Origin of the sequence: Paenarthrobacter sp. UW852, assembly GCF_024608385.1 — a bacterium.
Lineage (GTDB): Bacteria > Actinomycetota > Actinomycetes > Actinomycetales > Micrococcaceae > Arthrobacter.
In genome coordinates this window covers 37,342-49,664 of sequence record NZ_JAMSGY010000013.1, presented here as the reverse complement: position 1 = coordinate 49,664, position 12,323 = coordinate 37,342, and the positions used below count along the sequence as shown (strand labels likewise).

The window sequence follows — 12,323 nt, the reverse complement described above, 5'->3', positions numbered from 1 at the left end:
CTGGCGGCGCCCTCCAGGCATTCGGCCACCAGGACGGCCGCCGGAAGTTCAGCTTCCGGCGGACTCCTCGCGTTCGAGTGGATTGGCTGATTTGCATCGGGTCAGCAGGGACAGGCGGCTCGCGATACGTGCCAGATCCACCGGCATAACGCTTCCGGAACCGGCGCCGTCCCAGTCCAAGGGACCCTTGCCTACCAGGAACAGTGTGATGTCCTGATCGTGGAGCACGTCTACTACGTTGCTGAACCGCTGCCAGGCGGGCGCCAGCGCAGGGTGGTTTCCTGCTGGTGAGGGAACATCGTCGATCACCCACGTGGCGTAGCTGTCAGCCAGGGCAAGGTAGTCCGCGGGCGACGTCAGCCCTCCGCACAGTTCGTCAAAGCCCACCCAGAGCAGATCCGGATCGGAATTCCTGACGACGATCGGATGCGTGGTGGGGGTCAAAACGCGGCTCTGGATCGGGGCAGGTGTGAAGAGGCCAAGGCGACCCAGTTGCGCGGGCGTCCCGGGCGTAATGATGCGGCCGGACCGGAACCCTTCCGAGGGGTTCTCGGGGGAGTCGGCGCCTGCAGGTACACGCCGGAAATCCAACGCGCCGGAGATCTCCACGATGTCCATCATGTCTTTGATGGCCTGGATGGTGGGCACGAAGTGCTCGTGCCACAAGGGGTTGGGCAGGAGGTTGTCCGGAGCGTAGTTTGAGGTCACCACCAAGGGAATGCGTCGTTTGGCCGCATCCCGCAGGAGACGGGCGATGAACATGCCGTCTCCGACATCATGGACATGGAACTCGTCAAAAAAGAGCACATCGATGTCAGCCAGCAGCGCATCAACGGACTTCTGGATCATGGTTCCGTTACCCGCAGCAGGCCCATGCGTGCCGGCATGGAGCGAGCGGAAGAAATCGTGGAAATGCACCCGCCGCTTCCTTACCGGCAACCTAGCGTAGAAGCTGTCCATCAGCCAGGTCTTGCCGCGGCCCACAGGGCCGTGAAGGTAGAGGCTTCGTGGCACCTTTCGGGACAGCGCACGACGGCGGCCGGTCAGTTGGGCGCCAAAAGCCGCCAACCGCTCGGCTGCTTGGCGCTGGCTGTACTCGAGCTCGAAACCGGAGCGGCCGGCGTCGTCCGCTATGTCGTCAACCATGGCGAGGCGGGCGGAACGTACCGCCGGACCGATCCCCAGGGTTGGTGTCACAGCCATCCTTTGCGCTTGAAGATGAGGTACATAAGCAGGGCGGCGCCGAACATCAGGCCAATTGCCAGCGGATACCCGTACTCCCAGTGCAACTCAGGCATATTGTCGAAGTTCATTCCGTAGACGCCTGCCACGAAGGACGGGGCGAAGAGGATGGCCGCCCAGGAGGAGATCTTCTTGACCTGCTCGTTTTGTGCGGCACTGGCCTCGTTCTGGCGGTTCGCCGTGAGCGTTCCGTCCAGGGTGAGTGCGTTCTGGAGGATGTCCCGGAACGAATTCGCACGGGAAATGACCCGTTGTGCATGGTCCTCGACATCCCGCAGGGAACGCTGCAACTCGATGTCCACACCGTATTTTTCGAAGCCCCTTTTCAGGAGGTCCATCATTTCCGGGAGGGGATGGATGGCCCGCTGGAACTGGATAACTTCCCGCGAGAGTTCGTAGATCCGGCGCGAGACCGAACTGTCGCCGCTGAAAAGTTGGTCTTCGATCTCGTCGATGTCGTTTTCCAGCCCGGCGATCACGGGCGCATAATCGTCCACCACCTGGTCCACGAGCGCATACAGCACGGCTTCCGGACCGTGCCGCAGCAGATCGGGGCGTTCTTCCAAACGCTTGCGGACGCGGGCCACTCCTCCCGTTTCAGCATGCCGGATGGTGACCACGAAGTTCGGACCGGTAAAGACATGGAGTTCGCCGAATTCGACGGTCTCGGTTTCGTCCAGGTAGCGGGCGGGGCGGAGCACCGTGAACAGGCTGTGGTCGTAGCGCTCCAGCTTGGGCCTCTGATGCGCCGAGACAGCGTCTTCCACTGCCAGTTCGTGGAGGCCGAACTCAGCGGCAACCGCCGCCATTTCCTCCTGTGTTGGCCGGTACAAGCCGATCCAGGCCATGCCCCCGTGGACCGAAAGGGTTTCGAAAGTCTGCTCAAGGCTGCTGGGGGTGGCAGTGCGTACGCCGTCCACATATACGGCATTGTCGATGATGGTCACTGGTTGAACGCTACTGCATGGCCCCGATGATGGCCCCGGCGACAGTCATGGCCACCAGGTCGTGGCCCGAATCGATCAACGTCACTGCCGTGGGGCGTCCTGCGAATCCGTTATGGATAACGTGCCCGCCGGAGCGGAAAACCAAGGCAATGACCAGGGCGAAGAAGCCACCTGCAAGGAATGTGTTCAGTCCCAGCGCGCTGATGAGGATGGCCAGCAGGATGCTTGTGACGGCTGCTGCAACCATCATGGGGACCCAGATGCCGGCGCCGCCCTCAATGTTCTTGAGATCGTCTTCGGTCTTGCCAATTGCCTGCATCCACCGTCCTCCAAGAACGGCTGGCATGTACCAGACAAAGCCGATCACCATGCTTGAAACGAATGCCAAAAGCACGGCGAGCCAATTGATCTGGGAGATGTGTGAGAGCCAATCCATGCAAGAAATCCTAGTCGGCCCGGGCCGCCGCTCCGGGGCTCTGCCCTTCGGACTTGCCGCGTGTTGGAGCTGCAGCCATCCTTCCGATCAGCGGCTCGGTCCGGTAGGGAATATGCGTGTGCAGCGCCAGAACCGTTTCGGTCCTGATCACTCCCTTGGTGCGAAGGACGGCGCGCAGGGCGGATTGGAGGTTGTGGGTGTCCGTCGCAACCACCCTGCACCAGAGATCACCCCGGCCGGAGATTTCGTGGACTTCGAGCACCTGCGGTATCAGGCGCAACGCCCCGATGACGCCGTCCAGCTCACGGTGCGTGACCTCGATCGTGACGAAAGCGACGACGTCGTACCCCACCTTCTCGAGATCCACTTCACGGCCTGCTGCCTGCAGGACCCCGGACCGTAGGAGGCGTTTGATCCGGCTCTGGGCAGTGTTACGGGCTATGCCCAGTGCTTCGCTCAGTTCGGCGACCTGGATGCGAGGGTCCCGGATGAGTTCCAGCAGGATTTTCAGGTCCATGGGGTCAAGGCTGTTCAAATGGTCACTCCAGCTCACTCTGAGGGCTACACTTTGAGCCTTTTGATCAATTCCTGCGCATGTTTGCTTCTTCGAGCGCAGCTCTATTGCATTCTATTGCCATCACTGTTCAGTCGTGCTGGTTCTCCCACAAGGACGCCCCAGCCCGGCCACCGAGCCCGAAGGCATGGAAATGACTGTCTTGAGCGAACTCCGCATGCGTCCGGCCACCGCCGCACGCTGGGGCTGGGATGCCTCCACCACCGCCCGGCTGGTCCTTGCCGGGGTTGTGATCTTCACACTGCTGGTTGGCGCCAACCTCGCCACGCCCTTGTACCCGCTGCTTCAGGCCAGGATCGGTCTGTCCTCCCTGGACGTGACCATCGCCTTCTCAAGCTACGTCCTGGCGTTGGTTGCGGTCCTCATGGTGGCCGGTCACTGGTCGGACCACATCGGACGGCGTGCTGCGCTGGTCCTGGCTGTGTTGGTGGGTTTGGTGGGCGGCATGATCTTCGCCAACGCAGACAGCCTGGTGACGTTGTCCATGGGCCGGGCACTCCAGGGCGTGGCCGTGGGTCTGGCCACCGGTGCGAGCTCCGCTGCACTCCGGGAATTGCTGCCCCAAAGGCCGGACTGGGCGTCACGTTTCACTCTGCTCTCCTCGGCCGGCGGCGTAGCGGCAGGCCCGGCAATCGGCGGCCTGTTGTCGCTCCTGCCGGACCCCACACGTACGCCCTACTACGTTCACTCCGCAGTGCTGCTGGCCGCCCTCATACCGCTGTGGTTGCTCAAAGCCCGGCCGGCCATTGCGCCTGCGGAAGGCCCCAGGCCATTGAAGGTCCTGGCCCCCAGGAAGCCGTCCATTTCCAAGGACGCGCGCGGTGCCTTCTGGATGGCAGCGGCCACCGGATTTCTGAGCTTTGCGGTGTTCGGCTTTTGCTTGTCCCTGGCGCCGGGATATTTCGCCACGGTGGTGCACGCCGATTCGCGGCCGTTGATAGGAGCCCTGGCCGGTCTCACCCTGGGAGCTTCGGCCCTAAGCCAACTCCTCGGGACCCGTGGACGATTCGTGGTCCCCGTTGCGTTGGCCGTCCTGGGTGTCTCGGTGGTCCTGGTGGGAGCAGCGGCTGCGTGGTCGAGTCCATGGCTTCTTGTGGCCGCAAGCATTACGGCCGGAGCGGGCCAAGGCATTGCTTTCCGCCAGGTCTTCAACGAGGTGGCCGGAAAAGTCGAAGCGGCACGTCATGCACAGGTCATCAGCACGGTCTACGTGATCACGTACTTGGGCAGCGCCGTTCCGGTGATTGGGCTGGGACTCGCCGTCTCATCACTCGGGCTGCAGGCCGCCGTCGTGGGTTTCACGGTCCTCTGCGGAGTGGCGGCATTGGCCTTGGCGGCGGTGTCTCTTCGGAGCGCCCTGCGGGCCTGACAGATCGCAGCTATTCCGGGAGCGGTCCGCGGTTTCCCGGAATGTGCTGGAACACCATGGTGGTCTCCGTGTGTCCCACCACGGGATCGGTGGCGAGATTGTCCAGGAGCCAATTTCGGAGATCATCGGTGTTGGCCACTGCGATATGCAGGAGGTAGTCCACCGAACCAGTGGTGTGGAACGTGGAGATCACCGCGGGAAGCTTGGGAACGCGTGCCGTGAAACGGTCGATTTGGTCGCGGTCGTGGGCGCGGAGCCGGACAGCAATCAGCGCCTGGACGGAGCGGCCGATGGCGGGCAGGCTCAGGACCGCCTCGAAGCCTTCGATGATGCCCCGCTCCGACAGTGCCCGCGTCCGCATCAAAGCCGTGGACGGGGCGATTCCGACGAGCTCAGCCAGTTGCTTGTTGGAGATCCGCGCATCTTCCACCAACGCCGCCAGGATCCGTTCGTCGATCGAGTCCAAGGGCTCAGTGCTGGCCGTGGTTGACCGAACATTCTTCGTGGGGTTGCTCACGGATCCTCCTGAAATTGCCTGTCATTCATCCTAGACCGTGAAATCTTCAGCTGACTATCAGGCGGGGGACCTCTGGCGGTGTACCGCCAAGGTGACAACCGCCGTCGTGCACGAAAGTGCCATGACAGACCATGCCAAAGCGGGCCACCCGTAGGCCTGAAAGGCCAGGCCGCCAGCCCAGCCGATGATGCTCGAGCCCAGGTAGTAGGAGAGGTTGTACAGGGATGCTGCCTGGGCGCGGCCCGTGGTGGCAATGGCGCCGGTCCATCCCGAGCCGACGCTGTGCGCCGCGAAGAAGCCTCCTGTGAAGATCACCAGGCCGGCCAGCGTGGCTGCGAGGTTCTCCGTCAGGGTCAGGGCCAGGCCTGCGGACATGACGGCGATCCCGGTTACGAGGACGTTGCGTCTGCCGAACCTGGTAGTCAGGCCGGCGGCCCATCGTGAACTGACGGTGCCTGAAAGGTAAGCCAGGAAGATGAGACTCACCACGGTGGTCGGGAGTCCAAATGGTTCAGCGTGGAGGCGGAATCCCAGGTAGTTGTAGACGGCCACGAATCCGCCCATCAGCAAGAAGGCCTGCAAATACAGCGCCAGGAGTTTGGGATTGCGGGAATGTCCGCCCAAGGTCCTGACCGCTCCCCGGAATCCCATGGCTGGAGAGGGGCTGAACCGGCGTTGCCTGGGGACGAGTACCAGGAAAAGCACGGCTGAGACGGTGGCGAGCAGGGAGACGGCCAAGGCCGCGGCGCGCCAGCCCCACAATTCGCCGACAGGACCAGCAACCAGCCGGCCGGCGAGCCCACCCAGGGTGGTTCCCGCGACGTAGCTGCCCGCTGCGAGGGCGGTATGGATCTTGGTGACTTCCTCGTTGAGGTAGGCGATGGCGATGGCCGGAATGCCGCCCAAAGCCATGCCCTCCAGCGTCCGGAGACCCAACAGCAGGGGGAGGGTGGGGGCAAGCGGAACCAACAAGCCGAGCAGGGTGGCTGCGGCGATGCCGATGGCCATGGCCCGTACCCGGCCTATCCGGTCTGCCACAAACGACCACGGCAAAACCGTGGCGGCCAGTCCTACGGTTGCCAGGGAGATGCTTAGCGCCGCCTCAGCCGCTGTGATGTGGAGGTCGCTTGCCATGAGCGGCAGGACGGCCTGCGTGGAGTAGAGCTGGGCGAACGTCGCCACCCCGGCAAGGGCCAAGGCAGCCAGGACGCGACGGTAACCGGAAGAGCCTTTGGCATGCCCGTCCCACGATTGCGTGTTTCCCATGACCTTCGTTTTACTCACCGGGCAACAGTAGGCTTCAGGCATCTTCATGATCCAATGCATAGGTTAGCTATGATTCATGCAATACGGCATGAATCATTGGCCAAGCCAAGGAGCGCCATGGAACCCGATCACCATCAGCTCATCCAGCTTCTCCCGCTCCTGCCTGTCCTCGCGCAACTTGGCCGTACCGAGCACATGACCGAGACAGCCGAGTTGCTAGGGGTGCCCCAGTCCACAGTCAGCCGGGCCGTGGCAAGGGCCAGTGCGATTATTGGCATGGATTTGCTGATCCGGGATGGCAGGGGCATCCGCCTCACTCCCGCAGCCAGGACATTGTTGCCCTACATCGAAGATGCCCTGGAGGACTTCCAGGCCGGGCTGGACCGGGTGAGGCATGAATCTGATGTGGTGCGGGGGCGCATTGGCGTCTCCTTCCAACACACGTTCGGGGAAGCCACCCTGCCGCTGCTCATCAGCGCCTTCCGCGGGCGCCATCCCCAGGCCGTCTTCGAACTCAGGCAGGGTCCACGGGACGACTGCCTGCAGGAACTCGCAGCGGGGGAAACCGACTTCGCGTTGATCGCCCCTATTGCGCCCGATGGCAAGGGCATCCGGTCCCTCCCGCTCTACCGTGAACCGCTGCGGGCTGTCCTGCACTACCGCCACCCGCTGGCAGGGCGGCCCAGCGTGCGCCTTTCCGAACTCCGGCACGAGCCTTACGTCACCCTGCCCACCGGTGTTGGGCTCAGGGCACTGGGCGAGGAACTGTTCCGGGAGGCTGGCTTCCGCCCCCGGATCGCCTTCGAAGTCCAGGAATCCACTACCGCACGCGGACTGATTTCCGCAGGCCTGGGCTTCGGCATCCTCCCGCCTGCAGGGCCCGGCTCAGGAACCGGACAGTTCCTTCCGAAAGCCGAACTTGGACTCGTCGAAGTAGCCATCGAGTCCGGACTCGCTTTCAGGCAAATCGGCCTGGCATGGCGGGAACGGAGCTTTGAACCCGACGCCGTCCGGCTCTTCCGCGAAATGGTGGTCACCGAGGGCGGCGGCCTGCTGGCCGAACTTGTCAGAGCCCGGTCAGGAACTCCCTGACCACGTCCGTTGCCGAACCTGTCCGCGACTGCCGCCAACCGGTACCCGCCCACAGGTTCAGGCGGTGCGGATCCCCGGCGGCGGACGAAGCTGCCCGAACGGGTGAGGTGAGGTGGTGAATGGCAGGGTAGCCCTCCGGCGCGTCAGCGTGATCGCGAACGAACTCATTGACCAGCGAACGCGCCGTGCGTCCCGTGAACGCCCGCGTCAAGGCCGTCGCGGTGAACGCCGGATCGCCCAAGGCATCTTTATGCACCTGCCTGGCGCCACTTTCGTCTGTCCGGACCAGGGCCGTGCCGATCTGCGCGGCTTCCGCCCCGGCCGCCAACACCTCGCGAAGCGTCGCGGTGTCCATGACCGCACCTGCCGCTATCAGCGGAAGTCCGACGGCGGCCCGCACCTGGGCGACCAGTTCCGCCGTCGTCCGGGCTTCCGGTGCATCGGCTGGTTCGTTGGCGTGCGGGAGGAAAGCTGCGCTGTGGGCGCCAGCGGACCCGTGCTGCACCACGATAGCATCCGGGCCTTCTTCCGCGGCGGCGAGGGCCTCCCGGACGTTGGTCACGCTGGAGATGACCGTGGTGCCGGCCTTTTGCAGCGCACGAACAACCGCTTTTCCGGGCAGGCCAAAAGCAAAGCTCACCAGTTCTACCGGATCGGCAAGCAGGGCGTCGATCTTGTCCTGCCACGCGTCGTCGTCATCGAGGCGCAGCTCCGGCAGGGCTACACCATAGCGGGCGGCTTCGGGCTCCAGTTCGCGCCGGTATTCCTCGAGGCGTGCCACTGCTGCGGCATTGGGTGGGAGCTGGTCCGGGTTGGGGACGAAAACGTTCATGCCGAACCGGATGTTGAGGTTCCGTGCCGCCGCGATCTCCCCGACCATGGACTCCGGGCTCTTGTAGCCGGCGGCAAGGAAACCGATGCCCCCGCCCTCCTGGACAGCCCGCAGCAAGGCCGGGGTTGATGTTCCGCCAGCCATGGGGGCTGCGATGAACGGGGTGCCAAACAGGGATCCAGGCATGTGCGGTTCCTCCTCAGGACGCTCCAAGCTAGTCTTTCACGGTGAACAATCTTGACTCTTCCCAACATTCCCCTGACCATGAGGAAGTCCTGAGTGGCACAGTCATTGGGCTCGATATTGGTGGGACGAAAACCCGCGGCGTGCGGTTCGAGAACGGCATGCCTGTACGGGATGCGAGTGCGGGCAGCTCGAATGTCCAGAACGTAACCCGCGAGCAGGCGGCAGCCAACCTCGCCGAACTCTTTGGCAGCATCGGCGGAGGCATTGTCGAGGAGGTCTACGCAGGAGCGGGTGGCATAGACACTGACGAAGACGCCCAGGCGCTCGCAGACCTGATTGCCCCGCACGCACCCGGGGCCCGGATCACGGTGGTCCACGATTCGCGGCTGCTGTTGGCAGCTGGTGGTGCGAGCACTGGTGTGGCCGTCATCGCCGGCACCGGCTCTGCGGCATGGGGGAGGAACGACGCCGGCGACGAGGCCCGGGCGGGTGGCTGGGGCTACCTCCTGGGCGACGAAGGCAGCGGGTACTGGCTGGGGCGCGAAGCCGTCCGCCACAGCCTCCGCCGGATGAACCAGGGCCTGGAGCCGGATCAGCTCAGCCGTGCCCTGTTGGAGTCCTGCGGCGTGGAGGAACCCGGTAAGTTGATCGCCCTCTTCCATTCGCCGGACACGGGACGCCGTTTTTGGGCGCAGCAGGCCCGCTTGGTGGTGGAAGCAGCCGACGCCGGTGACGGCGTCAGCCTTGCACTGGTGCAGCAGGCCGGTGCCGACCTCGCCGACCTCGCCGAACAAGCCATTCGCCAACTCGGCCTGGACGGGCCTGTGATCCTGGGCAGCGGACTGGGCATGAACGTTCCTAAGCTCCAGGATGCCTTCAAAGCCAGGTTGGCCGACGCCGGCATTGTGGACGTCCGGATCCTGCAGCAGGATCCGGTGTTCGGGGTTCCCCGGCTTGTGGCCGAGCAGCGCGGCTAAACTCAGCCGCGGGTGCGTGGCCGGAGTTTGACTCCGGGAAGCGGGGGAGCCGGGATTCGTCCGGCTTCGGGGCCGGCGTCGGGCCCGTGGCCGTGGACGAAGCCAAAGCGCGAGGTGGCGGCAGCGTCGTCGTCGAGCAGCCCTTCGGCTTCCCATTCCTCGCGGGCCTTTTCCACTTCCTCATGTGTCCGTCCTACGAAGTTCCACCACATCAGCAGGTCTTCACCGAACGGTTCGCCGCCAAGGAGCATGAAGCGGGTCTCAGGCTGGGCATCCACGGACAGGGTTGTCCGCCCGGCGCCGAGGTAGGCCAGGGGCCCGGCTCCGATGTCTAGTCCGTCGATCACGACGCCGCCATCCAACACGAGCACAGCGTGTTCAAAGTCCGGGCGGAGTGGCAGCTCAAGAAGTCCCGTGCCAACGATGTCGGCACCGACGATAGGGCTGAACATGGTAGCGGGGGAACGCTGTCCGGCGAACTCTCCCACCATGACGGTCGCGGTGTAGCCAGGTCCGGCAGCTACCGGAAGATCACGGACCTGCTCGAAGGACGGTGCCCGGTGGCGGTGCTCGTCAGGAAGGGCAACCCAGAGTTGCAGCCCCCGGGACATGGGGATCTCGGCCACCAGGGGGCTTGGACCTGAGTCAGTGTTTGCGGGGAGGACGGAAAATTCCGAGTGCGAAATACCGTGGCCCGCTGTCATGATGTTCAGCTCGCCCGGACGCACCACCACATCGCTGCCGACACTGTCGCGGTGCCGGACGGCACCTTCCAGTGGCCAGGTGACGGTTTGGAGCCCGCAGTGCGGGTGGGGAAGCACACTCATGGCAACCCGGTCGGGCCCGAAGCTGTCCAGGAAGCACCAGGCTCCGACAGTTGGCAGCCCGCGCTGGGGCAGGGTGCGCATGACATTCATGGCACGCACCCCACCGAGGGGAACTTCCCGCTCGGGCCACAGCTGAACGCATGGACCTTGCCCCTCTGGTGCAGCGGGGCAAACTTCCTGTGCCGGGGAAGTATCAAGATTGGTCATGTGTTCATCACCTGTGCATAAATGTTGGAAATTGAGCTAATCTGTTCCACGTGAACAACGCCCTCTTGAGCTACCACGACGCTGTCCTTTACCGTTCGGGTGAACCGTACCGCATCCTCGCCGGAGCCATCCACTACTTCCGGGTCCACCCGGAGCTGTGGCAGGACCGGCTGCGTCGGCTCAAGGCCATGGGTGCCAACACGGTGGACACCTATGTCGCTTGGAACTTCCACCAGCCCCGGCAGGATCAGGCCCCGGACTTCACCGGCTGGCGTGACCTGGGGCGGTTCATCGACCTCGCTGCAAAGGAGGGCCTGGACGTGATTGTCCGCCCGGGCCCCTACATTTGCGCGGAATGGGACAACGGCGGCTTTCCTGCCTGGCTGACTGGCACACCCGGCATCGGCCTCCGGTGCATGGATCCGGTCTTTACCGCAGCAATCGAGGAATGGTTCGACCACCTCCTCCCCATCATCACTCCGCGCCAGGCATCTGCGGGCGGTCCCGTCGTTGCCGTGCAGATCGAGAACGAGTACGGCAGCTACGGCGACGACCACGAATACATCCGCTGGAACAGGCGCGTCCTCGAAGCGCGCGGAATCACCGAACTGCTTTTCACTGCTGACGGCGGCACCGACTACTTCCTCGACGGCGGCTCAGTGGAGGGAACCTGGGCGACGGCAACGCTGGGGAGCCGGGGTGACGAAGCGGTGGCAACCTGGCAGCGCCGCAGGCCCGACGAGCCGTTCTTCAATGTCGAATTCTGGGGCGGCTGGTTCGATCACTGGGGTGAACACCACCACCGCAGGGATGCCGGGGATGCGGCGTTGGAAGCCCGGAAAATGCTCGACCTTGGCGGCTCGCTCTGCGTCTACATGGCCCATGGTGGGACCAACTTTGGCCTGTGGTCCGGCAGCAACCACGACGGCACCATGCTGCAGCCGACAGTCACCAGCTACGACTCGGACGCACCCATCGCTGAAAACGGTGCCTTGACCGCCAAATTCCACGCTTTCCGGGGTGAGTTCTACCGCGCCCAAGGCATTGAGGACCTGCCGGAGATCCCCGCAGAACTGCTCGCCGAAGCTCCGGTGATCCCCGCACGCTCGTTGGCCTTGCCGGACGCTCCGGACCTGTTGGAGTTGCTCCGGACTGCCGGTAAGCCCACCAGCAGCGTCAAGCCCCTCAGCTTCGAGCAATTGGGGCTCGACGCCGGAATGGTCCTCTACGCCTCCGAAGCCATCCTTCCCGGACGCGCCGATGCCCCCACGGAAAGCCGCCTGAAAATCGATGGGCTGAACGATCGGGCCTATGTGTGGGTGGACGGCGACTTCGCCGGGGTCCTGGATGATGTCACTGGTGCTGAGGGGCTCGTTGTCACCGGACGTGGCGTGCAGGCCAAGCTCGAGATCCTCGTTGAGAACCTTGGCCGCATCAACTACGGCCCCCTGACCGGACACGGGAAAGGCATCCTGGGTGGCGTGCTGATCAACCAGCGCTACACCTTCCACTGGACGCAGACGCCCATTGCGCTGGCAGAGTGGAAGGAAGAAGACCTGGAGGGCCTGGTTGGGGCCGACTTCGACGTCACGGAGCCCGCCGATACCTATATTGCGCTGCCTGATTCCGGCAAAGGCTTCGTCTGGCTCAATGGCTTCCTGCTCGGACGGTACTGGGAAAGAGGCCCTCAAAGCACCCTTTACGCCCCGGCCCCCTTGGTCAAAGCCGGCCGCAACACGATCAAGGTACTTGAACTGGGCACGGCGGGGACCGTCGTCGAGCTTCGCGAAAAGCCAGACCTCGGCCCGGAAGAAGACGGGCCTATTTCCGCTGCGGAGCTTTCCTAGCAGG

General features: G+C 64.1%; 12 protein-coding genes. 4 read left to right on the top strand and 8 right to left on the bottom strand.

Annotated elements, in window-relative coordinates; genetic code table 11:
- Positions 1-48: 48 nt before the first annotated feature.
- From zapE to NEK97_RS18565, 4 genes are read right to left on the bottom strand one after another with little or no spacing between them, the layout of a single operon-like run.
- Complete coding sequence (gene zapE, locus NEK97_RS18580; RefSeq protein WP_257371207.1) at positions 49-1,203, bottom strand: cell division protein ZapE; 1,155 nt, start codon at positions 1,201-1,203, stop codon at positions 49-51.
- Positions 1,194-2,189 (bottom strand): magnesium/cobalt transporter CorA, encoded by a 996-nt coding sequence (gene corA, locus NEK97_RS18575; RefSeq protein ID WP_235517006.1) that lies wholly within the window; start codon positions 2,187-2,189, stop codon positions 1,194-1,196. The genes zapE and corA overlap by 10 nt, the downstream gene beginning before the upstream one ends.
- 10 nt (positions 2,190-2,199) lie before the next feature.
- The gene (locus NEK97_RS18570) at positions 2,200-2,625 is read right to left on the bottom strand and encodes a DUF1761 domain-containing protein (protein ID WP_235517004.1); all 426 of its coding nucleotides are present in this window, start codon (positions 2,623-2,625) and stop codon (positions 2,200-2,202) included.
- Positions 2,626-2,635: 10 nt separating this feature from the next.
- Positions 2,636-3,142: an Lrp/AsnC family transcriptional regulator gene (locus NEK97_RS18565; protein ID WP_374111552.1), complete on the bottom strand. Its 507-nt coding sequence runs from the start codon at positions 3,140-3,142 to the stop codon at positions 2,636-2,638.
- A gap of 190 nt (positions 3,143-3,332) precedes the next feature.
- On the opposite strand from NEK97_RS18565, the gene NEK97_RS18560 reads away from it, so the two are divergent.
- Positions 3,333-4,568, top strand: a complete 1,236-nt coding sequence (locus tag NEK97_RS18560; protein WP_257371206.1) for an MFS transporter — start codon at positions 3,333-3,335, stop codon at positions 4,566-4,568.
- Between the two features lie 10 nt (positions 4,569-4,578).
- On the opposite strand, the gene NEK97_RS18555 is transcribed toward NEK97_RS18560, so the two are convergent.
- Positions 4,579-5,085 (bottom strand): Lrp/AsnC family transcriptional regulator, encoded by a 507-nt coding sequence (locus NEK97_RS18555; RefSeq protein ID WP_257371205.1) that lies wholly within the window; start codon positions 5,083-5,085, stop codon positions 4,579-4,581.
- 57 nt (positions 5,086-5,142) lie between these two features.
- The gene (locus tag NEK97_RS18550) at positions 5,143-6,351 is read right to left on the bottom strand and encodes an MFS transporter (protein ID WP_306673161.1); all 1,209 of its coding nucleotides are present in this window, start codon (positions 6,349-6,351) and stop codon (positions 5,143-5,145) included.
- Positions 6,352-6,468: 117 nt separating this feature from the next.
- Between NEK97_RS18550 and NEK97_RS18545 the strand changes: the two genes are divergently transcribed.
- Entirely contained in the window at positions 6,469-7,443 is a 975-nt protein-coding gene (locus NEK97_RS18545; RefSeq protein WP_257371203.1) for a LysR family transcriptional regulator, read from the top strand.
- Here the strand turns inward: NEK97_RS18545 and NEK97_RS18540 are convergent.
- Entirely contained in the window at positions 7,418-8,461 is a 1,044-nt protein-coding gene (locus NEK97_RS18540; protein ID WP_257371202.1) for a nitronate monooxygenase, read from the bottom strand. The two genes, NEK97_RS18545 and NEK97_RS18540, sit on opposite strands and share 26 nt — an antisense overlap.
- Positions 8,462-8,502: 41 nt before the next feature.
- On the opposite strand from NEK97_RS18540, the gene NEK97_RS18535 reads away from it, so the two are divergent.
- Positions 8,503-9,438, top strand: a complete 936-nt coding sequence (locus NEK97_RS18535) for a BadF/BadG/BcrA/BcrD ATPase family protein (RefSeq protein WP_257371201.1) — start codon at positions 8,503-8,505, stop codon at positions 9,436-9,438.
- Between the two features lie 2 nt (positions 9,439-9,440).
- On the opposite strand, the gene NEK97_RS18530 is transcribed toward NEK97_RS18535, so the two are convergent.
- On the bottom strand, positions 9,441-10,472 hold the full coding sequence (locus NEK97_RS18530; RefSeq protein WP_257371200.1) for a pirin family protein: 1,032 nt from the start codon (positions 10,470-10,472) through the stop codon (positions 9,441-9,443).
- Positions 10,473-10,522: 50 nt separating this feature from the next.
- Between NEK97_RS18530 and NEK97_RS18525 the strand changes: the two genes are divergently transcribed.
- Positions 10,523-12,319, top strand: coding sequence for a beta-galactosidase family protein (locus tag NEK97_RS18525; RefSeq protein WP_257371199.1), 1,797 nt, complete (start codon positions 10,523-10,525; stop codon positions 12,317-12,319).
- Positions 12,320-12,323: the final 4 nt, after the last annotated feature.

Bases quoted from the DNA above. Each gene is read 5' to 3' on its own strand.
- zapE (WP_257371207.1), bottom strand. From the start codon at position 1,203: ATGGCTGTGACACCAACCCTGGGGATCGGTCCGGCGGTACGTTCCGCC.
- NEK97_RS18570 (WP_235517004.1), bottom strand. From the start codon at position 2,625: ATGGATTGGCTCTCACACATCTCCCAGATCAATTGGCTCGCCGTGCTT.
- NEK97_RS18565 (WP_374111552.1), bottom strand. From the start codon at position 3,142: ATGGACCTGAAAATCCTGCTGGAACTCATCCGGGACCCTCGCATCCAG.
- NEK97_RS18560 (WP_257371206.1), top strand. From the start codon at position 3,333: ATGACTGTCTTGAGCGAACTCCGCATGCGTCCGGCCACCGCCGCACGC.
- NEK97_RS18550 (WP_306673161.1), bottom strand. From the start codon at position 6,351: ATGGGAAACACGCAATCGTGGGACGGGCATGCCAAAGGCTCTTCCGGT.
- NEK97_RS18545 (WP_257371203.1), top strand. From the start codon at position 6,469: ATGGAACCCGATCACCATCAGCTCATCCAGCTTCTCCCGCTCCTGCCT.
- NEK97_RS18540 (WP_257371202.1), bottom strand. From the start codon at position 8,461: ATGCCTGGATCCCTGTTTGGCACCCCGTTCATCGCAGCCCCCATGGCT.
- NEK97_RS18530 (WP_257371200.1), bottom strand. From the start codon at position 10,472: ATGACCAATCTTGATACTTCCCCGGCACAGGAAGTTTGCCCCGCTGCA.